A 23,654-nucleotide genomic window follows, 5' to 3' on the forward strand; every position below is an offset into this window, starting at 1 on the left:
CCGCCGAACCCGGTGGGAGAGCCGATGAGGAGGCCAGGACGTGGAGGAGCACCCGGACACCGTGCTGTGGCTGCTCCTCGCCGTCCCGGTCATCGGCCTGCTCGCGGCGACACTGCTGCGCTGGGTGCCCACCGGCCACCTGCTGGTGGTCACCCGGCGCGGCGTCGTCTCGCGGGTGGTGAGGCCGGGCGTCGCCGTCCGCGGCCCGGCCGGCGACGCCGTCCTCGTGCCGACCGAGCCCGAGGAGGTGCCGCTGCACGTGCGGGCCACGACCCGTGACGGCACCGCGGTGCGGATGCTGGTGCGGGCCGAGGTGCGGCTGGTGCCGCCGACGCCGCTCGAGCGCTACACCGACCCGGTCCGGGCCGCCGTCCCGTCCGCCGAACGCGTGCTGCAGGCCGCGATCGAGGACGACCCGCACGGCGACCTCCACGACCTCCCGGTCCGCCTGCGGCGGTCCTGGCCACGCCTGACCGCGCTGGCGGACCGGGAGACCACCCCCCGGGGGCTCCGCATCCTCTCCCTCGAGCTCGCCGAGCTCGACGCCGTGCTGGTCCCCTCCCTCGTCGACCTGCCGGGCGACGGCGTTGGACCCCGCTGACCTGGACCTCGTGGTGCTGGCCGTGGCCGGCGTGGTGCTGGCCGCGGTCGTCGCGGTCCGCGTCTCCAGCCGCCTCGGCCTCCCGAGCCTGCTGCTCTACCTCGCCCTGGGCCTGGCGATCGGGGAGGCCGGGCTGGGCCTGGAGTTCGAGGACGCCGACCTCACCCAGGTCCTCGGAACCGTCGCGCTCGCGGTGATCCTGGCCGAGGGCGGGTTCACGACCGACTGGCGCGTGGTCCGGCCGGTCGCCCCGCTGGCCAGTGTCCTGGCCACCGTCGGCGTCGCCACCAGCGTGGCGGTCACCTCGACGATCGTGCACGTCGTCCTCGACGTCGACCTGCGCACCGCGATCCTGCTCGGGGCGGTGGCGTCCTCCACGGACGCCGCCGCCGTCTTCTCCGTCCTGCGCGCCCTGCCCGTGCGGTCCCGGCTGCGCTCGACGGTCGAGGCGGAGTCCGGGTTCAACGACCCGCCGGTGATCATCCTGGTCACCGTCGTCGCCTCCGACGCGTGGGGCACGGCCAGCGGGCTCAGCATCCTCGGCGAGGTCGTCGTCCAGCTGGTGCTCGGCGTCGTCGTCGGGGTGGTGGTGGCCCGGATCGGGCTGTGGGTGCTCGCGCGCAGCGCGCTGCCGGCGTCCGGGCTCTACCCGATCGCCACCCTGGCGTTCGCCTTCCTCGCCTTCGCGGTCGCCGGGGTGGCCGGCGGCAGTGCGCTGATGGCGATCTACGTCGCCGGGCTGGTGCTCGGCAACGGAACCCTGCCCCACCGCACCTCGACGGCCGGCTTCGTCGGGGGACTGGCCTGGCTCGCCCAGATCGGGCTGTTCATCCTGCTCGGCCTGCTCGCCAGCCCCGGGCGGCTCTGGGACGCGCTGCCCCACGCCCTCGTCGTGGGTGGCGCCCTCACGCTCGTGGCCCGACCGCTGTCGGTGGCGCTGTGCGCGACGCCGTTCGGCGTGCCGTGGCGGGAACAGGTGTTCGTCAGCTGGGCGGGGCTGCGCGGCGCCGTCCCCGTCGTGCTGGCGACGATCCCGCTCAGCGCCGGGCTGCCCGCGGCCGAGCGGGTCTTCGACGTCGTGCTCCTGCTCGTCGTGGTGTTCACGCTGCTGCAGGGACCGACCCTGCCCTGGGTCGCCCGCGTCACCGGCGCGGCGAGCGCGGAGAACCCGCGCGACGTCACGATCGAGTCGGCGCCGCTCGACGACCTGGGGGCGACGCTGCTCCAGCTCACCGTCGCCCCCGGCTCCCGCCTGGCCGGGGTGGAGGTCGGCGAGCTGCGGCTGCCCCCGCGCGCCGCGGTGTCCCTGGTGCTCCGCGCCGGCGAGGTCTTCGCGCCCAGCCCCACGACCGGCCTGAGGGTCGGCGACCACGTGCTGGTGGTCGCCCCGCGCGCGGACCGGGCGCCGGTCGAGCGCCGGCTCCGGGCGGTGAGCGCCTCCGGCCGCCTGGCCGGCTGGTACGCCGCGCTGCCGGGCGAGGCGGTCCGTCGGTGATCGCCGCCCGCGGCTGACCCGAGGTTCCGCGCCGACTGTCCCCGGCGTGTGGTGAGGTTCTGCCATGACCACCTCGGCCCCGACGTACCGCCTCGTGCGCGAGCACGTGGCCGTCGACGTCCCCGTGCTCGACCCGCAGCAGCAGGCGGTCGTCGAGCACCGGGAGGGGCCGCTGCTGGTGCTCGCCGGGCCCGGCACCGGCAAGACGACGACGCTCGTCGAGGCCATCGTCGACCGCATCGAGCACGTCGACGGCGTCACCCCCGACGACGTCCTGGCCCTCACCTTCTCGCGCAAGGCCGCCGAGCAGCTGCGCGACCGGGTCACCTCCCGCCTCGGCCGCACGATGGCCACCGGGCTCAGCTCGACGTTCCACTCCTTCGCCTACGGCCTGGTGCGGCGCTACGCCCCGGCCGAGCTCTACGTCGCGCCGCTGCGGTTGCTCTCGGCCCCCGAGCAGGACGTCGTCCTCCAGGAGCTGCTCACCGACGCGCCCGAGTCGGTGCGCTGGCCCGACGCGCTCCGGGCCGCGGTCGGCACCCGGGGTTTCGCGCGCGAGGTGCAGGCCGTGATCGGCCGCGCCCGCGAGCGGGGCCTCGACCCCGACCAGCTCGTCGAGCTCGGCCGGCGCGACGGGGTCGTCGAGTTCGAGGCGGCCGGGCTGTTCCTCCAGCAGTACCTCGACGTCCTCGGCGACCAGGCGGCCATCGACTACCCCGACCTCATCGCGCGGGGCGTCATCGAGGCCGAGCGGCACCGTGCCGAGCTGCGCGAGCGGTATCGGCACGTGTTCGTCGACGAGTACCAGGACACCGACCCCAGCCAGGTCGCGCTGCTGCGCGCGCTCGCCGGCGACGGCGGCAACCTCACCGTGGTCGGCGATCCCGACCAGTCGATCTACGGCTTCCGCGGCGCCGACGTCCGCGGCATCCTCGACTTCCCGGCCGAGTTCCGGGCCCGCGACGGCTCGCCCGCGACCGTCGTCGCCCTCGGCACCACCCGGCGCTTCGGCTCCCGGCTGCTGCGCGCCTCGCGCACCGTCGCGGCCTCGATCGGGGTCTCGGGTTCCATCCCCGCGGACCAGTACGCCGCCTTCCGCAATCCCGAGGCCGCCCCGCACGGCCTGGGCCGCGGGTCGGTCGAGGTGCTCACCTTCGACACCGCCCGCGCCGAGACCGAGCACGTCGCCGACCTGCTGCGCCGCGCCCACCTCGCCGACGGCGTCGCCTGGTCCGACATGGCCGTGCTGGTGCGCTCCGGGCGCGCCTCGATCCCGGCCCTGCGCCGGTCGCTGGCGGCCTCGGGCGTGCCGGTCGAGGTGGCCAGCGACGACACGCCGCTGGTGCGTGAGCCGGCCGTCGTCCCCCTGCTCTCGGCGCTGTCGGTGATCCTGCACGCCCGCCCGCCCCGCTCGACCACCGACGACGCCGCCGCTGACGACGACGCCGACGTCGACGACCCGGAGGACCCCGACTTCGTGGGCGCCGACGTGGTCGAGGGGCTGCTGACCTCGCCGCTCGGCGGCCTCGACGCCACCGACGTGCGGGCGCTGACCCGCGCGCTGCGGGCCCGCGACGAGGAGACCCGCGCGCGTGACCTCGTCCGCGCCGCCATCCTCGACCCGTCCCGCCTGGAGGGGCTGAGCGGCCCCGGCGTGCGCCGCGCGGCCCGGCTCGCCACCCTGCTGCAGCAGGGGCGTGAGGCTCTCGCAGGCGGGGCGACGGTCGAGGAGGTCCTCTGGACCGTGTGGGAGGGCAGCGAGTGGGGCCCACGCCTGCGCCAGGGCACGCAGTCCGGCGGTCACGCCGCCCGGCTGGCCCACCGCGACCTCGACGCGATCTGCGCGCTCTTCGAGACCGCGGCGCGGGCCGAGGAGCAGAGGGGGCACACGAGCGTCTCGTCCTTCGTCGAGACCCTGCGGGCCCAGGAGATCCCGGCCGACACCCTCGCCGAGCGCGGCGTCCGCGGCGACGCCGTCCGGCTGCTGACGGCCCACCGGGCCAAGGGCCTGGAGTGGCGCCTGGTCGTCGTCGCCCACGTGCAGGAGGGCGCCTGGCCCGACCTGCGCCGCCGCGACTCCCTGCTGGGCGCCGACCGGATCGGCGCCGACCGCTTCGGCACCGGCGAGCTCCTCCCGCCCCTCACCCGTCGCGCGATGCTCGCCGAGGAGCGCCGGCTGTTCTACGTCGCGGTCACCCGCGCCCGGCAGCGGCTCGTCGTCACCGCGGTGCGCTCGCCCGACGACGACGGCGAGCAGCCCTCCCGCTTCGTCGACGAGCTCGGCCGCAAGCCCGAGCACCGGATCGGCCGCCCGCCGCGGCCGCTCTCGATGGACGGGCTCGTCGCCGAGCTGCGCCGCGTGGTGGCCGACCCCGCCCAGTCCGAGACGCTGCGCCGGGCCGCCGCGGTCCGGCTGCGCCGGCTCGCCGGCACCGAGGTCAACGGCCACGCGGTCGCGCCACAGGCCGACCCGGTGTCCTGGTGGGGCCTGCGGGCCCCGTCCCGCTCGGAGCTGCCGGTGCGACCCGACGGCGAGCCGCTCGTGCTGTCGGCCAGCGCGCTGGAGGGGCTGCTCACCTGCCCGGCGCAGTGGTTCCTCCAGCGCGAGGCCGGCGGCGCCGTCGTCAGCTCGACCAGCCAGGGCTTCGGCAAGGTCGTGCACGCCATCGCCGAGCGCATCGCCAAGGCCGACCTGCCGCCCGACGCCGACCTCGACGTCCTGGTCGACGAGGTCTGGTCGCGGATGGAGTTCCGCACGCCGTGGTCGGGCGACCGCGAGCGCGAGGCGGTCGCGGCCGTGCTGGCCCGCTTCGTCGCCTGGCACGGCCGTCCCGACGCGCGCACCGTCATCGCCGTCGAGCCGAAGCTGCGGGCCGAGGTGACCCTGCCCGACGGCGAGGTCGTGCGGCTGCACGGCTACGCCGACCGGCTCGAGCTCGACGAGAGCGGCCGGGTCGTCGTCGTCGACCTGAAGACCGGCAAGTACCCGCCCACCGGCGCCGAGGTCGCCGAGCACGCGCAGCTCGGGCTCTACCAGCTCGCCGTCGACCACGGGGCCGCCGACGAGGCCGCCGCCGAGCACGTCGAGGGGCCGGTGCGCACCGGCGGGGCCGAGCTCGTGCAGCTGCGCCACGGCGACGTCCTGCCGAAGGTGCAGCAGCAGCCCGCGCCGGGGGAGGGCCCCCGCCTCGCGGTGACCCAGCTGGCCCAGGCCGTGGCGACGCTGCGCGCGGAGGACTTCGTGGCCCGCCCCGGCAAGCAGTGCGACCGGTGCTCGTTCCAGGCGATCTGCCCCGACAAGGCCTCCGGGACGGTGCTGTCGTGACCCTCACCTCCGACCCGACGTCCGGCCCGACGTCCGGCCCGACGTCCGGCCCGACGTCCCGGCCCTCCCTGGTCGTCGACACCCCCGAGCGGCTGCGCGACCTGCTGGGGGAGTCGTGGACCTTCAGCGAGGCCCAGTTCACCGCGATCACCGCGCCGCTCGAGCCGGCGGTCGTCATCGCCGGCGCGGGGTCGGGCAAGACCTCGGTGATGGCGGCGCGGGTGGTGTGGCTGGTCGCGACCGGCCAGGTCGCGCCCGCGGAGGTGCTCGGCCTCACGTTCACGACCAAGGCCACCGCCGAGCTCGAGACGCGCATCCGGGAGAGCCTGCGGGGCGCCGGCCTGCTGCCCGAGCGCTCGGCCCCGCGCGACGACGACGACGAGGAGGTCGAGGAGCCGACCGTCTCGACCTACCACTCCTACGCCTCGGCGCTGCTCTCCGAGCACGGTCTGCGGATCGGCCACGAGCCCGACACCCGCCTGATCACCGACGCCAGTCGCTACCAGCTCGCGGCGCGGGCGGTCCAGCGCTACACCGCGCCGGTGGCGCACCTGACCGACTCGCCGCTGCACGTCGTCCGCTACCTGCTCGCGCTCGACGCCGAGATGAGCGAGCACCTGGTGAGCCCCGCCCAGGTGCGCGCGCACGACGCGGCGGCCCGGCCGCTCTTCGAGGCCGGGATGCTCACCGAGCACCGCTCGACCTACCGCGCGAAGAACGAGAAGGCGATCGCGACCATCGACGCGCGCGCCGAGCTGCTCGGCCTGGTCGAGGCCTACCGCGGCCTCAAGGCCCACCTCGGCCTGATGGACTTCTCCGACCAGATCGCGCTCGCCGCCCGCCTCGCCGAGACCTGCCCCGAGGTGGGCGAGGTCGAGCGGGGCAAGTACCGCGTGGTGCTGCTCGACGAGTACCAGGACACCTCGGTCGCCCAGGCGCTGATGCTGAGCCGGCTCTTCTCGGGGGCCGAGGGGCAGCCCGGGCGCGGCCACGCCGTGACCGCCGTCGGCGACCCCAACCAGGCCATCTACGGCTGGCGCGGGGCATCGGTCTCCAACATCCTCGAGTTCGGCCAGGACTTCCCGGCCGTCGACGGCGCCACCACGACCTACCCGCTCGTGGTCAACCGCCGCTCCGACCGGCGGATCCTCGCCACGGCCAACCACCTGGCCGCCGACCTCTACGCGCTGCGCAGCGACCTGCTGCCGCTCGAGCCGACGCCGGGCGCGGCCGAGGGCGACGTCCGCGCCATCGTGCACGAGACCTCCCTCGACGAGCTCGACTGGCTCGCCGAGCAGGTCCTCGCCACCCACGCCGAGCTCGCCGCCGCCCGGGAGGGGCCGGTGTGGAAGGAGATCGGCGTCCTCACCCGCGACAACGCCACCGCGGCAGCGGCCTTCGACGCCCTCACCGCGCGCGAGGTGCCGGTCGAGATCGTCGGACTCAAGGGGCTGCTCCGGCTGCCGGAGGTGGCCGAGGTCGTCGCCACCCTCACCCTGGTCCAGGACGTCACCGCCAACGCCGCCCTGCTGACCCTGCTGGCCGGCCCGCGCTGGGCGATCGGCCCACGCGACCTGGCGCTGCTCGGGCGCCGGGCCGGCGAGCTCGCCGGCGCGCGCACCGGGGCCGAGACCTTCCCCGACGTCCACGAGCAGCTCGTGGCGGCGGTCGAGGGCGCCGACCCGACCGAGATCCCGTCGCTGTGCGACGCCCTCGAGGACCTCGGCGACGCCGGCTACTCGGCCGAGGCCCGCGAGCGGTTCGTCCTGCTGGCCGCCGAGCTGCGCCGGCTCCGCTCCGCGATCGGCGAGCCGATCCTCGACCTGGTCCGCCGGATCATCGACACCACCGGCATCGACGTCGAGCTCGCCTCGTCGGTCAGCCCGGCGGCCGCGGCGCGGCGCGACAACCTCGACCTCTTCGTGCAGGCCGTCGCCGAGTTCCAGGCCGTCGACGGCCAGGTCACCCTCGCCGCGCTGCTCGCCTGGCTCGAGGCCGAGGACGAGCACGGCCAGGGCCTCGACGTCGCGACGCCGTCCGAGGCCGACTCGGTCAAGCTCCTCACCGTCCACCGTGCCAAGGGGCTCGAGTGGGACGCCGTCTTCCTGGTCGGCGTCACCGACAAGAAGTTCCCCACCAGCCGCGGCCGGTCGAGCTGGCTGACGGTGTCGTCGGTGATGCCGACCGCCCTGCGTGGCGACGCCCGCGACCTGCCGCAGCTGGCGGGCCACACGCCCGCCGACATCGCCGACGTCGCCCGGCGCGCCAAGGCCCACGACGCCCTCGAGGAGCTCCGGCTCGGCTACGTCGCCTGGACCAGGGCCCGGCACCTGCTGTGGGTCTCGGCCTGGCGCTGGGCGCCGCACCTCAAGACCGGCAACGGTCCCTCGCCCTACCTCGTGCGGACCCGGGAGGCGATGGCCGGGTGGGGCGGCGAGCCCGACGCCTGGGGCGAGGTCGTCGCCAAGGGCGAGGTCAGCCCCTTCGCCGGGCGGGTGGTCGACCAGCCCTGGCCGATCTCGCACCACACGCCCGAGGTCGAGCGGCGCCTCGACGCCGCCGCCCGGGTCCGGGCCGCCGACCCCGACGCCGGCGACGACCTCGAGGACGTCCTCGAGCTCGACCGGGTCCAGCAGTGGGACGACGAGATCGAGCGGCTCCTCGACGAGGCCGCCCGCGAGCGGGCCTCCGAGATCGTCGTGCCGCTGCCCTCGAGCCTCTCGGCGACGTCCGTGGCGCGGCTGCGCGACGACCCCGACGCCTTCGCCCGCGACCTGGCCCGCCCGATGCCCCGCGCCCCCTCGCCGGCGGCCCGCTTCGGCACCCGGTTCCACGCCTGGGTCGAGGCGCGCTTCGGCCAGCAGCTGCTGCTCGACCCCGACGACCTGCCCGGCCGCGCCGACGCCGGTATCGAGGACGACGCCGACCTGCAGGAGCTCATCGCCGCCTTCGAGCGAGGGCCCTTCGCCGAGCGTCCGCCGCTCGTGGTCGAGCCGTCCTTCGCGCTGGTGCTGGCCGGGCAGGTCGTGCGCGGCCGGATCGACGCGGTCTACGCCGAGGGCGAGGACTTCCTCGTCGTCGACTGGAAGACCGGCCGCGGCGGCGGCACCGACCCGTTGCAGCTGGCGCTGTACCGGCTGGCCTGGGCCGAGCTGCGCGGTGTCGACGTGGAGCGGGTGCGGGCGGCGTTCTACCACGTGCGCAGCGGCCGGCTGGTCGAGCCGGCCGACCTCCCCGGCCGCGACGAGCTGACGAGGCTGCTCGATCTGTGATCGCTAGTTATACTTGCGCGAAGTATCAAGGCGTATCACGGAGGCCGTCATGACGACACCACCCGCGACCGAGGCCCTGCCCGACCCGTACACCCCCGGCCAGGTGCCGCGCGTCCTGGCCGGCCGGGCGGTGGAGCTCGGCCGGATCCGCGACCGCCTCGGTCGCGTCGCCTCCTTCGGGGAGCTGGCCGGGCCGCTGCTGGTCTTCCACGCACCCCGGGGGCTCGGCAAGACCTCGCTGCTGCGCACGGCCGAGCGCGAGGCCGCCGCGATCGGCTTCGCCAGCGCGTGGCTGGCCTGCTCCCGTGAGCGTCCCTTCCTGCCCGAGCTGGTCCGCAGCGTCGAGCGCGCCCTCGACCGGGTCGACCTGCGGGTCGAGTCGCGCCGGCGGTGGCGCGACCGGCTCACGAGCCTGTCGGTCGAGCTCGGCGTCCTCGGGGTGTCGGTCGGCGGCGAGGTCGACGCCACCGGCGACCGCTCGCCCGACGCGGGGGCCGCGCCCATCGGGGCCCTCGAGGACCTCCTGCACGAGGCGGCCCGCGCGGTGCGCGACCGCGGCGGCGCCGGGCTGGTCGTCTTCATCGACGAGCTCCACGCGGCGTCGGCCGACGACCTGGCCACCCTGCTCAACGCCGTCCAGAACCTCGACGGCGACCGCGACGACAACCCGCTGACCGTGGTCACCGCGGGACTGCCGGTCACCCCCGAGGCGATCATCCGGGCCGCCACCTTCGGCGAGCGCAGCGCGTTCGTGCCGCTCGACGTCCTCAGCGACGACGACGCCCGGCAGCTCCTCGTGCTCCCCTCCGACGCCCTCGGCGTCACGTGGGAGGCCGACGCGCTCGAGGCCGTCGTGCGCCGCGTCGGCGGCCATCCCTACCTGCTCCAGCTCGCCGGCAGCTGCACCTGGCAGGCGCTGCGTCCGCGCGCGGGTGCGGTGGTCGACGAGGCCGCCGTCGACGCCGGCCTCCCGGCCGCCGAGGTGCAGCTGACCGCGATGCACGCGGCCCGCTGGGGGTCGGCGACCGAGCTCGAGCGCACCTTCATCAGCGCGATGGCCTCGGTCGGACCCGGCAACGTCACCCGCGCCCGGATCGCCGCGGCGATGGGGGTCGACTCGCGCTCGATCAGCGTCCCGCGCGAGCGGCTCATCGAGAAGGGCATCATCGAGCCCGTCGGACACGGGCTGGTCCGCTTCACCATGCCGGGCTTCGACGCCTGGGTGCGAGCGCGCGGGCAGGACTGAGGCGGTCCTCGCTCAGGCGCCGAGGGCGTCGGCGTCGAGCGTGCCGGCGTCGGAGGCGAGGGCGGCGACCACCCCGCGGGCCGCCACCCGGCCGGCCCGGTTGGCGCCGATGGTGCTGGCCGAGGGGCCGTAGCCCACGAGCTGGACCCGCGGGTCGGCGACGGCGGTGGTGCCCTCGAGCCGGATGCCACCGAGCGGGCTGCGCAGGTGCAGCGGGGCGAGGTGCCCGACGGCCGGTCGGAAGCCGGTGGCCCAGAGGATCGCCTGCGCCGGCTCGAAGGAGTCGGGCCAGCGCACGCCGTCCGGCTCGACGGAGGAGAACATCGGGCGCCGGACGTAGGCGCCGACCGCCTCGGCCGCCCGCTCCTGCTCGCGGAGCGCGAGCCCGGTCACGCTCACCACGCTCGCCGGCGGCAGGCCCTGGCGCACCCGCTCCTCGACGAGCGCGACGACGGCCCGGCCGACCTCGGGGGTGAAGTCGTCGGTGCGCCACACGGGCGGACGCCGCGTCACCCAGACGGTGTCGGTGACGAGCGCGACCTCCCCGAGCAGCTGCACCGCGGACGCGCCGCCGCCCACCACGACGGTGCGCAGGCCGCGGAACGCCTCCGCGCCGGGGTAGTCGGCGGTGTGCCACTGCGGGCCCGCGAAGCCCGACGCCCCGGGGTAGTGCGGCACGAACGGCTGGGACCAGGTGCCGGTCGCGTTGACCACCGTGCGCGTCGTCCACGTCCGCTCGCCGGCGCGGACGACGAGCAGGCCCTCGTCGGTGTCGTCGACCCGGTCGACGCGCACCGGACGGACGACCGGCAGGTGGTGCTCGCGCTCGTACGTCGCGAAGTACGCCGGGACCGCGACGTTGGCCCGCTCCCCGCCGTCGGGCTCCGGGCGGGCGCTGTCGGGGAGGGCGGCGACGCCGTGCACGTCGGCCATCGAGAGGGAGTCCCAGCGGTGCTGCCAGGCACCACCCGGTGCGGCGTCGGCGTCGAGGACGACGTGCCGGACGTCGCGCCGTTGCAGGTGGTAGGACGCCGAGAGCCCGGCCTGCCCGGCCCCGATGACGACGCTGTCGTAGACCTCCACGTCCTCTGGAACGCCGCCGCCGCGCGGCTTACTCCCCGTGGCCCCCTTCGCCCCCGGCGCCGGGAGCGACGCCGCTCCCGAGCGCCGCGGTGAGGGCGACCTCGACCATCCGGCCGAAGGTCTGCTCGCGCTCGTGGGCCGTGGTCTCCTCCCCGGTGACGACGTGGTCGGAGACGGTGCAGACGGCCAGCGCGCGCCGGCCGTGGCGGGCGGCGATCGTGTAGAGCGCGGCGGCCTCCATCTCCACGGCGAGGACGCCGTGGTCGACCATCCGCGTGGCCAGCTCGGGGCGCGAGGCGTAGAACGAGTCGCTGCTGAACACCAGCCCGACGTGGGCCTCGGGCGCGGCGGCCGCGGCGTCGCGCAGCAGGCCGAAGTCGGCCACCGGCGCGTAGTCGAGACCCTCGAAGGTGATCCGGTTCATCGAGGAGTCGGTGCAGGCGCCGGAGGCGATCACCAGGTCGCGGATGCCGAGCCGCTCGGTGAGCGCGCCGCACGAGCCGACCCGGACGATCGTCTGCACGTCGTACTCGCGGATGAGCTCGGTGGCGTAGATCGCGCACGAGGGCTGACCCATGCCCGAGCCCTGCACCGACACGTGGTGCCCGCGCCAGGTGCCGGTGTAGCCGTACATGCCCCGGACCTCGGAGTAGCAGGCGACGTCGTCGAGGAAGGTCTCCGCGATCCAGCGGGCCCGGAGCGGGTCGCCGGGCATGAGGACGACGGGGGCGATGTCGCCGGGGGCGGCGCCGATGTGGGTGCTCACCGGGGCAGCCTCTCACCCCCGTCGTCCGGCGGGCCCGGGCCGGGAGGTCGCGGTCGGGTGGGGACGGGGCGCCGGGTGCCCGTTGGGCGCGGCTCCTAGGCTCGGCTGGTGACCTACCCGCACCAGATGCTCTCCGCCGAGCCCCACGACCGCCTCGGGGAGCACCGCAACGACCAGGGCTGGCTCGACACCCGCTGGGCCGACCCGACCTCCCGCGTCCTCGTCGTCTCGGGCACCCGCGTCCGCCCGGTCGAGGGTGCGCTGCCCTGGGTCGCGACCGACGAGGCCCCCGACGGCGTCCGCGTGCTGCTGGGCGAGCGCGACGGGACGACGTCCTGGGCGGTGATCGTGGGACCCGAGGCGGCGGCGTCCCAGGAGGGGGAGTGGTACCCGCTGCGCGGGCTGCTGCCGGCGCTGGCCGGGGGGACCCGCGCCGACGCCCCGCTGGTCTTCCACGCCCTCGGCCTCGCCGAGTGGCACTGGGCCACCCGGCACTGCCCCCGCTGCGGTGGCGCGCTCGCCTCTCGCGCCGCCGGGCACGAGCTGCGGTGCACCGAGTGCGGCAAGACGCAGTTCCCGCGCACCGACCCCGCGGTCATCATGCTGATCAGCACCGGCGAGCCCGGCACCGACGAGGAGCGCTGCCTGCTCGGTCGGTCGCCGCAGTGGCCGCCCGGCCGGTTCTCCACCCTGGCCGGCTTCTGCGAGCCGGGGGAGAGCCTCGAGGACGCCGTGCGCCGCGAGGTCGCCGAGGAGGCCGGCATCGTCGTCGGCGAGGTCGCCTACTTCGGCAACCAGCCGTGGCCGCTGCCGCAGAGCCTGATGCTCGGCTTCCTCGGGCGCGCCGTGTCGACCGACATCCAGGTCGACGCCCGCGAGATCGAGGACGCCCGCTGGTTCACCCGCGCCGAGATGCGCGACCAGGCCGAGGCCGGCACCCTCGTGCTGCCCGGCGGCATCTCGATCAGCCGCTCCCTCATCGAGCACTGGTACGGCGGAGAGCTCCCCGGCCAGTGGTGACCCGTCGCTGATCACTGACGGGTCGACGAGAAACCTCCGCTGACCCGTCGCTGATCACTGACGGGTCAGCGAGCAATCCCTGCTGACCCGTCGCTGATCACTGACGGGTCGGCGAACAAAGCCCGCTGACCCGTCAGTGATCAGCGACGGGTGGGTCAGGCGAGGCTGGCGACCTTGGCCTTCACCTGGGCGAGGGAGGGGTTGGTCTGGGCGGTGCCGTCGGAGTAGACCAGGGTCGGGACGGTCTGGTTGCCGTTGTTGGCGGTCTCGACGATCTTCGCGGCCTCGGGGTGCTGCTCGATGTCGACGACGTCGTAGGTGATGCCCTCGCGGTCGAGCTGGCTGCGCAGGCGGTGGCAGTAGCCGCACCACGGCGTGGAGTACATCGTGAAGTTGGTGCTGGCCTGGTCGGCGTTGTCCGGCATGCTGGAGTGTCCCCTCGGGCGTCTAGGGTCGGATCGTTCGTCACCGAAGCCAACCACGCTCGCCGAGGAGTTGTTCCACCGTGCCGCCGTCCAGCGACGACCTGCTCTCCGCGCTCGACCCCGAGCAGCGCGAGGTCGCCGAGACGCTGCGCGGTCCGGTCCGGGTGCTCGCCGGTGCCGGCACCGGCAAGACCCGCGCGATCACCCACCGCATCGCCCACGGCGTCGCCTCCGGCGTGTACGTGCCCACCGAGGTGCTCGCGGTCACCTTCACCACCCGGGCGGCCGGCGAGATGCGCGCCCGGCTGCGCCGGCTGGGCGCACCGACGGTGCAGGCCCGCACCTTCCACTCCGCCGCGCTGCGCCAGCTGCGCTACTTCTGGCCGCACGTCCACGGCACCGAGCTGCCGACGCTGGTGGAGTCGAAGATCCCGATCGTGGTCGGGGCCGCCCGCCAGCTGCGGATGCGCACCGACCAGGCGATGCTGCGCGACCTCGCCTCCGAGATCGAGTGGGCCAAGGTGAGCAACGTGCGCCCCGACGACTACGTCGAGGTCGCCGCGGCGCGCGGCCGGAGCGTCGCCCAGCTCGAGGCCGACCAGGTCGCGCGGGTCATCGGCGCCTACGAGGACGTCAAGCGCGAGCAGGGCCGGATGGACATGGAGGACGTCCTGCTGCTCACCGCCGGCGTGCTCGCCGAGGACGAGCGGGTGGCCGCCCAGGTCCGCCGCCAGTACAAGTGGTTCGTCGTCGACGAGTTCCAGGACGTCTCGCCGCTGCAGTCGGCGTTGCTCGACCTGTGGCTCGGCGGGCGCGACGAGCTCTGCGTCGTCGGCGACCCCGCCCAGACGATCTACTCCTTCGCCGGCGCCAACGCCGACTACCTGCGCGACTTCCCGCGCAAGCACGCCGGCACCACCTCCATCGAGCTGGTCCGCAACTACCGCTCGACCCCGCAGGTCGTCGGCGCCGCCAACACCCTGCTCGCCGGCACCGGGAGCACCAGCGTCCAGCTCCGCGCACAGCGGCCCGCCGGAGCCGCGGTGACCTACACCGGTCACCCCGACGAGGTCGCCGAGGCCACCGACGTCGCCGGCCGGGTGGCGGCGCTGCGCTCGGCCGGTCGTCCGCTGTCGGAGATCGCGGTGCTGTTCCGCATCAACGCCCAGTCCGAGGCCTACGAGGAGGCCCTGACGGAGGCGAAGATCCCCTACGTCATCCGCGGCGCCGCCCGGTTCTTCGACCGTCCCGAGGTCCGCGAGGCCGTCACCCGCCTGCGCGGGGCCGCCCGCTCCGGCGCCCAGGCGGCCGACGGCGACACGTGGGTCGACCTGGTCCGCGACACGCTCGCCGGCATGGGCTGGACGACCGAGGCTCCCACGGCCCGCGGCCAGACCCGCGACCGCTGGGAGTCGTGGCAGGCGCTGGTCAGCCAGGCCGAGGCCTTCGCGGGCGAGGCCGCGTCCGGGGGCGACGGGGGGCTCAACGCCTTCGTCGACGACCTCGACCGCCGCGCTGCCGAGCAGCACGCGCCGGTCGCCGAGGGCGTCACCCTGGCCACCTTCCACGCCGCCAAGGGCCTCGAGTGGGACTCGGTGTTCCTCGTCGGCCTCCAGGACGGCACCCTGCCGATCACCTACGCCCAGACGCCGGCGGCGATCGAGGAGGAGCGCCGACTGCTCTACGTCGGCATGACCCGGGCCCGGGTCGACCTCGCCGTCTCGTGGGCCGCGGCGCGCAACCCCGGCCAGGCGGCGCGGCGCAAGCCGTCGCGGTTCCTCGACCCGCTGCTGCCCGACTCCGCGCGCCCGGTCGCCCGCGGCAAGGCCAGGGCGAAGGGCGCGCGCACCTGCGTCGAGTGCGGCAAGCCGCTGTCGACGGCCGAGCGCACCCGGTCGCGATGCTCCGACTGCCCGGTGCCCTACGACGAGGCGCTGTTCGAGCGGTTGCGCGAGTGGCGCAAGCAGCGGGCCGCGGAGGAGGAGATCGCGGCGTTCATGGTCTTCAGCAACGCCACCCTGGAGGCCGTCGCCGAGCGCCGTCCGACGACGCCGAAGGCGCTGCTCGCGATCAGCGGCGTGGGGCCCGAGAAGCTCGAGAAGTACGGCCAGGAGCTCCTCGAGCTGGTCTCCTGAGGAAAAATCTCGAAAGAGTCATTAAATAGTTTGCTCCTTACATCGAGACCGGCGTAACGTCCCATCTCGACAACCAAGTCCGCGCACCAGGGCCCTGACAAGGCCCGCGCCCGCAAGCAGTGAAGGAGGTGGCCCCGATGGAGAACATCATGACGATGACGACGAGCACGACCAGCAACCCGTGCCAGACGTCTGACTTTGGCATGCCCACTCGCGGCCGCCGCGCCAACATCGCCGGCGAGCAGCGGTTCCCGACCACCGGTCTGTCCATCACCGGACCGATCGCTCGGGATCTCCGCGACCGCAAGGACCTGGCTGCCAAGGGACACGTGGCTCTCGTCGCCTACGTCCCGGGGATCCACGCCTGGAGTCCGCCTCTCTGTTGACACTCGACAGCTGAGCAGCCTCCAGGCCGCGGAACCCGATCACCGGGATCCGCGGCCTTTTCTGTTTCCCCGTGACGTCCCATCACCCGGACCGGGTGGAGGCCCACCGAAGTCGAGGACATGCATCCCGCCACCAGCGCCACCGCGCAGCACCACCCGCTCACCCGCACCACCCACCGCGATCACGAAGCAAGAGGTGACACCATGACCACCAGCGTTCTGACCCGCAGCGACGGCAAGCTGCTCGAGTTCCAGTCCACGTCCGGCCTGGGCGACCTCCACGACGAGGCCGGCAAGGTCGACGAGGCGCTCCTGCCCTGCCGGGCCAACAACCCCGAGCTCTGGTTCGCCGAGCTGCCGGCCGACGTCGAGTTCGCCAAGGCCCTGTGCCAGACCTGCCCCGTGCAGCAGATCTGCCTCGGCGGCGCGCTCGACCGGAGCGAGCCGTGGGGCGTGTGGGGCGGTGAGCTGTTCCTCCAGGGAACCGTCATCCCCCGCAAGCGTCCCCGCGGCCGGCCCCGCAAGGACGCGGTCGCATGACGTCCGCGACCCGATCCATCCAGCACACCCAGACCACTGACCCGAACGGGAGCACCACGATGAACACCATGCAGGAAGACCTGGCGAGGGCACACATGTCCATGCGCCTGGGAGAGGCGCAGTCGATGCGTGCGGGCCACCAGCTCGCCCGCGCCCGCCGCTTGAGCCGCAAGGCCGAGCGCGCTGCGCAGCAGGCTCGCCTCGCCCTCGCTCGCGCTCTGTAGGACCTCGGAGGACTGTCACCTCCGGAGCACCCTGATCGCGGGTGGACCACCGGGAGCCGGGCACGACACACGTCGTGCCCGGCTCCTGTCATTTTTCTGCTGCGGCGGGCCTAGGATTGCTGGATGGCCCTCTCGACCTGCGACTTCTGTGGTCGCCGGGCCGAGGAGGAGACCACGCTGACGTGGAGCACCTCGGTCGAGCGCGGCCGGCGGCAGCGCTACTGCGACACCTGCTCGCGCGAGCACCTGCGCGCCATGGAGGGCAAGCTCGACACCGAGCACTGGTGAACGCCGGGCCCGCGGGCAGCGCTCAGTAGGGGACGTCGTCCCACCCGCACCCGCAGTGCGGGTGCCGGTCCCACGTGCGGACGACGGGCGACGGCCCGTCGAGGTCGACGGTGCCCGACCAGGTCACCGGACGCCGCCCGGCGAGGAAGTCGACGGCGTCGCGCGCCGCCCAGGCGGTCGCGAGCGCGACGACCCGCCGGTCGACCGGCGCCGCGGGCAGGGCCGCGAGCTGCTCGACGAGCAGGGGCCGGCGAGGGTCGTGCGTGGCCTCGTGGGCGTCGACGCACCGCAGGCACGCCGTCGTGCCGGGCTCGACCAGCGGGCCGACGCGCAGGCCCCCCGGTCGGCTGGTACCGGCCACCACGAGGTGGGGGGCGCCCTCGCCCACCCACCCGTCGACGACCGCCCGGGGCAGGGGCCCGGGCGTGGCGACGACGTAGAGGTCGGGGAGGGGGTCGCTGCGGGTCACGGTGAGGCCGGCGTCCTCGAGCAGGACGCCGAGCGGGGCGAGGTCGAGCCCGCGCGAGACCAGCCGCACCGAGCCGGTGGGCGCCGTCTCCGGCACCACGAGCAGGCCGGCCGCCGCCAGGTCGCGGACGACGGCCGCCCCCTCCGGCGTGGTCGGGGCCGGGGGCAGCCCGGCGGTGAGCCGCTCGAGGACCCGGGCCACCTCCGGGCGCCGCGCCACGATCACCCGCGCCGGCGGGTCGAGGCCGAGCTGCACGTGGTCGGCGTCGCGGACCACGACGTGGACACCGGGTCGGAGGCGGGGCGGGGCGGGCACGGGGCGAGCCTCACACGAGGCGCGGCCCCGGCGCCGACGTCCTCCACAGGCGCGGGTGCGCGGGCCGGGACGCAGCGACGGCGGCCCCCACCAGGGGGACCGCCGTCGCGTGGGTCGGTGGGCCGGTCAGGCCTTGCCGAGGATCCGGTTGAGGTTGGTGCTGCAGACGGGGCACACGGCCTTGGCCATGCGCGTGCCCTTCTCGTTCACCTTCACCTCGCCCTCCGCCTCGCGCTTCTCCTTGCACTTCACGCAGTAGAACTCACCGCTCCAGGTCTCCGCCATGACGGCCTCCTTGCCCTCGGTCTTCGGTTGGTCGCCGCGGCGGAGAGGTACGGGGAAGTCCGCTGGGCCGGTCCCGACCCTACGACAACCGTGGCGTGTGTCACGCCGCGCCGCGCGGTGCCCCGGGGGTGAAGCCGCCGGCCTGCGTAGGGTGCGATCCATGCCCGAACTCGCCCACCTGCGCCTGCTCCGTCCCTCGGACGGCGTCGTCCTGCTCGTGCTCGACAACCCCGACCAGCGCAACGCGATGTCGCCGGAGATGACCTCCTCGTGGGTCGCGGCGATCGACCAGGTCGCCGCCGACCGGTCGGTGCGCGCCGTCGTGGTGACCGGCGAGGGGACGGCGTTCTGCTCCGGGGGCGACACCGCGTGGCTCGCGGGGGAGCCCAACGCCACCGTGGACCACCTGCGCGACCGGATGCTGCCGTTCTACCGGGCCTGGCTTTCGATCCGCCGGCTCGAGGTACCGACGATTGCCGCGATCAACGGCCCCGCGATCGGGGCCGGTCTCTGCCTCGCGCTGGCCTGCGACCTCCGGCACGCGGCGGCCGGGGCGAAGATGGGCGTGCCCTTCGTCAAGCTGGGCCTGCACCCCGGGATGGCCGGCACCGCCCTGCTGCCCGACGTCGTCGGGGCCGCGGCGGCGCGCGACCTGTTCCTCACCGGCCGGATCGTCGACGCCGACGAGGCCCTCGGTCTGGGGCTGGTCTCCCGCGTGGTCGACCCGGAGACGTTCCTGGACACCGTGCTGGAGACCGCGGCCCAGGTCGCGGCCACGGCCCCGATCGCGAGCCGGCTCACCAAGCTCGCCCTCGCCGGCGGCGGGCACGCCGACGTCGAGACCGGCCTGCAGTGGGAGGCGCTGGCCCAGCCGGTCACGCTCGCGACCGACGACCTGCAGGAGGGGCTGCGCGCGGCCCGCGAGCGGCGGGCCCCGGTCTTCCGCGGCCGCTGAACGACGGCGCCGGGACGGTCACGGGAGCGGGGACGGACAGGGCCCCCGCACCGCGTCCTCGACACGTGCCTTCCCCTTGCTCGTGTCGACTCGGCGGCCCGGGGGCCACTGCGCGCCAGGCTAGGCAGTCGCCGCCCGCGGGGTCAACCGTCTCGGGGCACGCGCCGGCCGGGCCTGTGGACAAGGTTGTGGACAACGCTGTGGAGAACCCCCGAAACCCGTGGAGACGCGCCGGAACTGCTCCACCGCGCCTGTGGAGGAAGCGCACGCCCAGGAGGCCGTAGGCTGCTCTGACCTGCGGTGATCGCCGTCCACCGCCTGTGGAGGAAAGACAGATGAACGCGTCAGACGAACCGTACGAGGCCGGCCCCGTCGCCGCCCTGCGGCGGATCGCCTTCCTGCTCGAGCGGGCCCGCGAGGACACCTACAAGGTCAAGGCGTTCCGGGGGGCCGCGGCCACGATCCTGCCGCTGCCGGCCGAGGACGTCGCGCGGGCCGTGGAGGCCGGCACGCTCACCGACCTGCCCGGCATCGGTGCGAGCTCGGGCAAGGTGATCGCCGCGGCCGTCCGGGGCCAGGTGCCGGAGCGACTGGCCCGGCTCGAGGCCGAGCACGCCGGGCCGCTGACCGACGGCGGCGCCGCGCTGAGGGCCGCGCTGCGCGGCGACTGCCACTCGCACTCCGACTGGAGCGACGGCGGCTCGCCGATCGAGGAGATGGCGATGACCGCCATCGAGCTCGGCCACGAGTACCTCGTGCTCACCGACCACTCGCCGCGCCTCAAGGTGGCCCGGGGGCTGAGCGCCGAGCGGCTGCAGCGCCAGCTCGGCGTCGTCGACGCCGTCAACGAGCACCTGGGCGGCGGCGCCGACGGGGGCGGGGCGGGCGGCGAGCCCGGGTTCACGCTGCTCAAGGGGATCGAGGTCGACATCCTCGACGACGGGTCGCTCGACCAGTCCGAGGAGATGCTCGACCGCCTGGACCTGCGGGTGGCCAGCGTGCACTCCAAGCTCGCGATGGACGCCGGCGCGATGACGAGGCGGATGATCGGCGCGGTCCGGCAGCGGCACACGAACGTGCTGGGCCACTGCACCGGCCGCCTGGTCACCGGCGGCCGCGGCACCCGCCAGCAGTCGAGCTTCGACGCCCGGGCGGTCTTCGAGGCCTGCGCCGAGAACGACGTCGCCGTCGAGATCAACTCCCGGCCCGAGCGCCGCGACCCGCCGTTCGCGCTGCTCGCGCTGGCCCGCGACGCCGGCTGCGTGTTCTCGATCGACTCCGACGCGCACGCGCCCGGGCAGCTCGACTTCCTCCAGCTGGGCTGCGAGCGGGCCGAGGACGCCGGCATCGACGCCGACCGGATCGTCAACACGTGGCCGAGGCAGCGCCTGCTGGAGTGGGCGCGCAAGTAGATTCGCCCCCATGGGAGCCGGCGAGGTCGAGGTGCGCCGCTCCCCGCGCCGGTTGCGCACCGTGTCGGCCTACCGCGAGGACGACCGGATCGTGGTGCTGATCCCCGCGTCGTTCTCGGCCGCCGACGAGGCCGAGTGGGTCGAGACGATGGTCGCCCGCATCCTGCGCTCGGAGCAGCGGGTCCCGCTGAGCGACGACGAGCTGCGGGTGCGTGCGCTGCGGCTCAGCGACCGGCACCTCGGCGGGCTGGCCGTGCCGGAGTCGGTGCGGTGGGTGTCGAACCAGCACACCCGCTGGGGGTCCTGCTCGCTCGGCGAGCGGGCGATCCGGCTGTCCGAGCGGCTCCAGGCGATGCCGTCGTGGGTGCTCGACTACGTCATCGTGCACGAGCTGGCCCACCTGATCGAGCCCGGGCACGACGAGCGGTTCTGGGCCTGGGTCGACCGCTACCCGCGCGCGGAGAAGGCGAAGGGCTACCTGCTGGGCTGGTCGGAGGCGGCGAAGGTCTCGCTGCCCTCCGAGTTCGACAGCCACGTCGACTGAAGGCGCCGGACCCGGGGGAGCAGCTCCTCGTTCGGGAGCTCCTCGAGCGGCCACCAGCGCACGTCGAGCGACTCCTCGCTGACGGCGTGCACCGCGCCGGGTCGCGCCACCGCGACGTACATGACGTCGAGGTGGGTCACGCCCTCGCCCGACCCGCAGAACGGGACCGCGTGGGCGTCGAGCCACGCCGGGCGGGGGTCGAGCTCGAGGTCGGACGGCGCCAGACCGGACTCCTCGACGGCCTCCCGCAGCGCGGCGTCGGCGAGGGTGGCATCACCCGGCTCGGCGTGACCGCCGAGCTGGAACCAGCGGCCGGCCTTGGCGTGCAGCGTGAGGAGCGCGTGGGTGCGCCCGACGTCGAGGACGAGGGTGCTGGCGGTGAGGTGGTCGGGCCGCGAGGCCCGGGTCATCGCGTCGGGGTGGGACTCCAGGTAGGCGACGTAGCGCTCGCGCAGCGCCGCCTGACCTTCGGCCTCCGGTGGCACCCAGGCCCGCAGGACGCCGAGCGCGTCCGCGTGGAGCGAGCTCACTCCCCGGTCGGCCCGTCGGTCGGCCCATCGGTCGGCCCGTCGGTCGGGCCGTCGGTCGGCTCCTCGCCGTCGAGCAGCTTGCGCAGCTCGGCGTCGAAGTCGCCCTCGGTGAGCTTCTCGGGCGCAGCGGCCTCCTCGCGGAAGCCGAGCGGGTCGTCGAGGTCGGCCGACGTGGGCAGCAGGTGCGGGTGCAGCCAGACGCCGTCGCGGGCCTCGGTGCCCTGGCGGGTGCGCAGCGAGCCCCACAGGGTGGAGGCGTCGCGCAGCCGGCGCGGGCGCAGCTCGAGCCCCACGAGCGAGGCGAAGGTCTGCTCGGCCGGCCCACCCGCGGCGCGGCGACGGCGGACCGCCTCCTGCAGCTTGGCCGCGGCCGGCATCCGCTTCTCGGTGGCCTGGCCGACGACCTCGTCGACCCAGCCCTCGACGAGGGCGAGCGCGATCTCGAGCCGCTCGAGCGCGGCCGCCTGGGCGGGGGACTGCGGCAGCTCGAACAGCCCACCCTCGAGGAGCTGCTGCATCGACTCGGGGTTCATCGGGTCGATCCCGCTCATCTGGTCCTGGATGCGGCGCTGCAGGCTCTCGGCGTTGACCTCGACGCCGCGCGCGAAGTCGGTGACGGCGCCGATGAGGTGGTCGCGCAGCCACGGCACGTGGGCGAAGAGCCGCTGGTGGGCGGCCTCGCGCAGCGCGAGGTAGAGGATCACGTCGTCCTCGGAGACGTCGAGCCCGGCGGCGAACGCCGTGACGTTGGCCGGCACGAGCGCGGCCTTGCCGGCCGGGCCGAGCGGGAGACCGATGTCGGAGGCGGTGAGCACCTCGCCGGCGAGCTCGCCGAACCCGGAGCCGACCTGGGTCGAGAGCATCGCGCCGACGGCCTTGCCGATGATGCCGAGGATCGGCCCGGCCTGCGCCGCGGCCTCGGGCGGCAGGGCGCTGCTGAGCCCCTGCACCGACTGCTCGGCGACGGGCTCAACGAGCACCTTCCACACGTCGAGGGTGTTCACGATCCACTCGGCGCGGCTCCAGGCCGCGGTGGAGGTGATGCCGGAGGGGAACTCGGTGGCCTCGTCGAGCCAGTGGTCGGCGAGCCGCAGCGCGTCGGAGACGGCGTCGGACTGCTTCGCGGTCGGCGTCGGGTCGGGCGTCCTGGCCACGGCCTTGCGGGCGACGTCGACGGCGGCGTCCCAGTTGAGGGCGCCGTCGTAGGGCTGCATCATCGACTGGAGCTGCCCGAACAACTGGCCGAGGTCGGGCATGGAACCGAAGTCCATGCCGCCGAGGTTCATGCCACCGAAGTTCAGCTGGCCGCCCGAGAAGAGGTGCTCGAAGGGCGTGCCCTTGAACGGGTTCGGCTGGTCGTCGCCGGACGGCTTGTCGTCAGGGGTGTCGGGCATGCGACCACGGTACGCCGTCGCCCCAGCCGGCGGCATAGTCTGCGCAGGTGCCCCGAGAGCCCCGTGACGTCGTGCGCCTGGTCGAGATCCGCGACACCCCGCTGCTGGTCGACGACGTCCTCGACCGCCTCGACGAGGCCGTCGACGGCGGGGTCACCCTGTTCGTCGGCAAGGTGCGCGACCACGACGGGGGCCGGGCGGTCAGCGGTCTCGACTACTCCGCCCACCCCTCGGCGCTGGAGCGGCTCCGCGAGGTGTGCCAGGAGGTCGCGGCGCGCCACGACGTCCACGGCGTCGCCGCGCTGCACCGGGTGGGCCGGCTGGCCATCGGGGACCTCGCCGTCGTCGTCGGGACGGCGGCCGCGCACCGCGGGACGGCCTTCGACGCCTCCCGCGACCTGATCGACACCCTCAAGGAGCGGGTCCCGATCTGGAAGCACCAGGTCTTCGCCGACGGCAGCGACGAGTGGGTCGGCACGCCGTAGCGCCTCCCGGGGATCGCCCCGGGCCCGACCTACCCTCGGGAGCATGGTCCTGCTCTGGCTCCTCCCGCCCGTCGTGGTCACGCTGGCCGCGATGGTCTGGGTGGCGTGGCTGGGGCGCGAGGGCCGTGGTGAGGTCGACCGCGACGTCGCCCTGGCCCGGATGGGTGCCGTGCTCGAGGGACGCCGGCGCGGCCTGCTGCGCCGCCGCCCGAGCGTCCCGACCTACGCCGCCCCCGAGGCCCCGCACGACCGGAGCACGGGCGTCGCCGTCCGGCCCTCGCGTCCGGTGCCGCCGCGCGCGGTGCCCTCGGTCGCGACCCGCACCGCGTCGCCCGCACCGACCGCCGCACCGTCGCCCGCACCGTCGCCCGGTCGCGCGGAGGACCGCCCGGCCGAGCGCCGTGCGGGCGAGCAGCGCCGCGCCTCCTGAGCCAGCAGCCCCGGCGCCGGCCCGTCGGC

23 protein-coding genes are annotated in these 23,654 nt (G+C 75.0%); 16 read left to right on the forward strand and 7 right to left on the reverse strand.

Annotated features, from left to right (window positions below; translation table 11 throughout):
• The first annotated feature begins 40 nt into the window (after positions 1-40).
• The 5 genes from FE634_RS07450 to FE634_RS07470 all read left to right on the forward strand — a co-directional run bounded on the left by FE634_RS07450 (position 41) and on the right by FE634_RS07470 (position 9,939).
• On the forward strand, positions 41-601 hold the full coding sequence (locus FE634_RS07450) for an SPFH domain-containing protein (RefSeq protein ID WP_137295422.1): 561 nt from the start codon (positions 41-43) through the stop codon (positions 599-601).
• Complete coding sequence (locus tag FE634_RS07455) at positions 588-2,096, forward strand: potassium/proton antiporter (protein WP_148240483.1); 1,509 nt, start codon at positions 588-590, stop codon at positions 2,094-2,096. Before FE634_RS07450 ends, FE634_RS07455 begins: the two co-directional genes overlap by 14 nt.
• A gap of 64 nt (positions 2,097-2,160) precedes the next feature.
• Positions 2,161-5,421: an ATP-dependent helicase gene (locus tag FE634_RS07460; RefSeq protein ID WP_148240484.1), complete on the forward strand. Its 3,261-nt coding sequence runs from the start codon at positions 2,161-2,163 to the stop codon at positions 5,419-5,421.
• Complete coding sequence (locus FE634_RS07465) at positions 5,418-8,693, forward strand: ATP-dependent DNA helicase (RefSeq protein ID WP_262347613.1); 3,276 nt, start codon at positions 5,418-5,420, stop codon at positions 8,691-8,693. The genes FE634_RS07460 and FE634_RS07465 overlap by 4 nt, the downstream gene beginning before the upstream one ends.
• Before the next feature lie 49 nt (positions 8,694-8,742).
• Positions 8,743-9,939, forward strand: coding sequence for an AAA family ATPase (locus FE634_RS07470; protein ID WP_138875518.1), 1,197 nt, complete (start codon positions 8,743-8,745; stop codon positions 9,937-9,939).
• A 12-nt stretch (positions 9,940-9,951) separates the two neighbouring features.
• On the opposite strand, the gene FE634_RS07475 is transcribed toward FE634_RS07470, so the two are convergent.
• Together FE634_RS07475 and deoD are read right to left on the reverse strand one after the other, a co-directional pair.
• Positions 9,952-11,022, reverse strand: coding sequence for an NAD(P)-binding domain-containing protein (locus FE634_RS07475; RefSeq protein ID WP_138875519.1), 1,071 nt, complete (start codon positions 11,020-11,022; stop codon positions 9,952-9,954).
• Positions 11,023-11,050: 28 nt separating this feature from the next.
• Positions 11,051-11,788: a purine-nucleoside phosphorylase gene (gene deoD, locus FE634_RS07480; RefSeq protein ID WP_138875520.1), complete on the reverse strand. Its 738-nt coding sequence runs from the start codon at positions 11,786-11,788 to the stop codon at positions 11,051-11,053.
• A 108-nt stretch (positions 11,789-11,896) separates the two neighbouring features.
• On the opposite strand from deoD, the gene nudC reads away from it, so the two are divergent.
• On the forward strand, positions 11,897-12,808 hold the full coding sequence (nudC, locus tag FE634_RS07485) for an NAD(+) diphosphatase (RefSeq protein WP_138875521.1): 912 nt from the start codon (positions 11,897-11,899) through the stop codon (positions 12,806-12,808).
• Positions 12,809-12,963: 155 nt separating this feature from the next.
• Here the strand turns inward: nudC and FE634_RS07490 are convergent, their stop codons facing one another.
• Positions 12,964-13,233: a mycoredoxin gene (locus FE634_RS07490; RefSeq protein WP_137295428.1), complete on the reverse strand. Its 270-nt coding sequence runs from the start codon at positions 13,231-13,233 to the stop codon at positions 12,964-12,966.
• Positions 13,234-13,313: 80 nt separating this feature from the next.
• Between FE634_RS07490 and FE634_RS07495 the strand changes: the two genes are divergently transcribed.
• The 5 genes from FE634_RS07495 (at position 13,314) to FE634_RS20945 (ending at position 16,806) form a co-directional block, all read left to right on the forward strand.
• Positions 13,314-15,368: an ATP-dependent DNA helicase UvrD2 gene (locus FE634_RS07495; RefSeq protein WP_138875522.1), complete on the forward strand. Its 2,055-nt coding sequence runs from the start codon at positions 13,314-13,316 to the stop codon at positions 15,366-15,368.
• 137 nt (positions 15,369-15,505) lie between these two features.
• A complete protein-coding gene (locus tag FE634_RS07500) occupies positions 15,506-15,754 on the forward strand; it encodes a hypothetical protein (RefSeq protein WP_138875523.1) in 249 nt (82 codons plus the stop codon).
• Positions 15,755-15,958: 204 nt separating this feature from the next.
• The gene (locus tag FE634_RS07505; RefSeq protein WP_137295431.1) at positions 15,959-16,294 is read left to right on the forward strand and encodes a WhiB family transcriptional regulator; all 336 of its coding nucleotides are present in this window, start codon (positions 15,959-15,961) and stop codon (positions 16,292-16,294) included.
• Positions 16,291-16,518, forward strand: a complete 228-nt coding sequence (locus FE634_RS07510) for a hypothetical protein (RefSeq protein ID WP_138875524.1) — start codon at positions 16,291-16,293, stop codon at positions 16,516-16,518. Before FE634_RS07505 ends, FE634_RS07510 begins: the two co-directional genes overlap by 4 nt.
• A gap of 123 nt (positions 16,519-16,641) precedes the next feature.
• On the forward strand, positions 16,642-16,806 hold the full coding sequence (locus FE634_RS20945) for a hypothetical protein (RefSeq protein ID WP_187366851.1): 165 nt from the start codon (positions 16,642-16,644) through the stop codon (positions 16,804-16,806).
• 22 nt (positions 16,807-16,828) lie between these two features.
• Here the strand turns inward: FE634_RS20945 and FE634_RS07515 are convergent, their stop codons facing one another.
• Both FE634_RS07515 and FE634_RS20950 read right to left on the reverse strand, forming a co-directional pair.
• Positions 16,829-17,590 (reverse strand): hypothetical protein, encoded by a 762-nt coding sequence (locus FE634_RS07515; RefSeq protein WP_138875525.1) that lies wholly within the window; start codon positions 17,588-17,590, stop codon positions 16,829-16,831.
• A 126-nt stretch (positions 17,591-17,716) separates the two neighbouring features.
• Complete coding sequence (locus FE634_RS20950; protein WP_164519638.1) at positions 17,717-17,875, reverse strand: DUF5679 domain-containing protein; 159 nt, start codon at positions 17,873-17,875, stop codon at positions 17,717-17,719.
• Between the two features lie 160 nt (positions 17,876-18,035).
• Between FE634_RS20950 and FE634_RS07520 the strand changes: the two genes are divergently transcribed.
• The 3 genes from FE634_RS07520 (at position 18,036) to FE634_RS07530 (ending at position 20,786) form a co-directional block, all read left to right on the forward strand.
• Entirely contained in the window at positions 18,036-18,830 is a 795-nt protein-coding gene (locus FE634_RS07520; protein ID WP_138875526.1) for an enoyl-CoA hydratase/isomerase family protein, read from the forward strand.
• A gap of 335 nt (positions 18,831-19,165) precedes the next feature.
• Entirely contained in the window at positions 19,166-20,242 is a 1,077-nt protein-coding gene (locus FE634_RS07525; RefSeq protein WP_138875527.1) for a PHP domain-containing protein, read from the forward strand.
• A 10-nt stretch (positions 20,243-20,252) separates the two neighbouring features.
• Positions 20,253-20,786: a M48 metallopeptidase family protein gene (locus tag FE634_RS07530; RefSeq protein WP_137295436.1), complete on the forward strand. Its 534-nt coding sequence runs from the start codon at positions 20,253-20,255 to the stop codon at positions 20,784-20,786.
• Here the strand turns inward: FE634_RS07530 and FE634_RS07535 are convergent.
• Positions 20,717-21,316, reverse strand: a complete 600-nt coding sequence (locus FE634_RS07535; protein ID WP_148240485.1) for an NUDIX hydrolase — start codon at positions 21,314-21,316, stop codon at positions 20,717-20,719. The genes FE634_RS07530 and FE634_RS07535 overlap by 70 nt on opposite strands.
• Positions 21,313-22,710 carry a zinc-dependent metalloprotease gene (locus FE634_RS07540; protein WP_138875528.1) on the reverse strand — a complete coding sequence of 466 codons (1,398 nt, stop codon included), beginning with the start codon at positions 22,708-22,710 and terminating at the stop codon, positions 21,313-21,315. The genes FE634_RS07535 and FE634_RS07540 overlap by 4 nt, the downstream gene beginning before the upstream one ends.
• 47 nt (positions 22,711-22,757) lie before the next feature.
• Between FE634_RS07540 and FE634_RS07545 the strand changes: the two genes are divergently transcribed.
• Positions 22,758-23,195 (forward strand): molybdenum cofactor biosynthesis protein MoaE, encoded by a 438-nt coding sequence (locus FE634_RS07545; protein ID WP_137295439.1) that lies wholly within the window; start codon positions 22,758-22,760, stop codon positions 23,193-23,195.
• Between the two features lie 43 nt (positions 23,196-23,238).
• Positions 23,239-23,625, forward strand: coding sequence for a hypothetical protein (locus tag FE634_RS20955; protein ID WP_187366852.1), 387 nt, complete (start codon positions 23,239-23,241; stop codon positions 23,623-23,625).
• The last annotated feature ends 29 nt before the right edge of the window (positions 23,626-23,654 follow it).

The organism is Nocardioides sp. S-1144, from assembly GCF_005954645.2.
Lineage (GTDB): Bacteria > Actinomycetota > Actinomycetes > Propionibacteriales > Nocardioidaceae > Nocardioides > Nocardioides dongxiaopingii.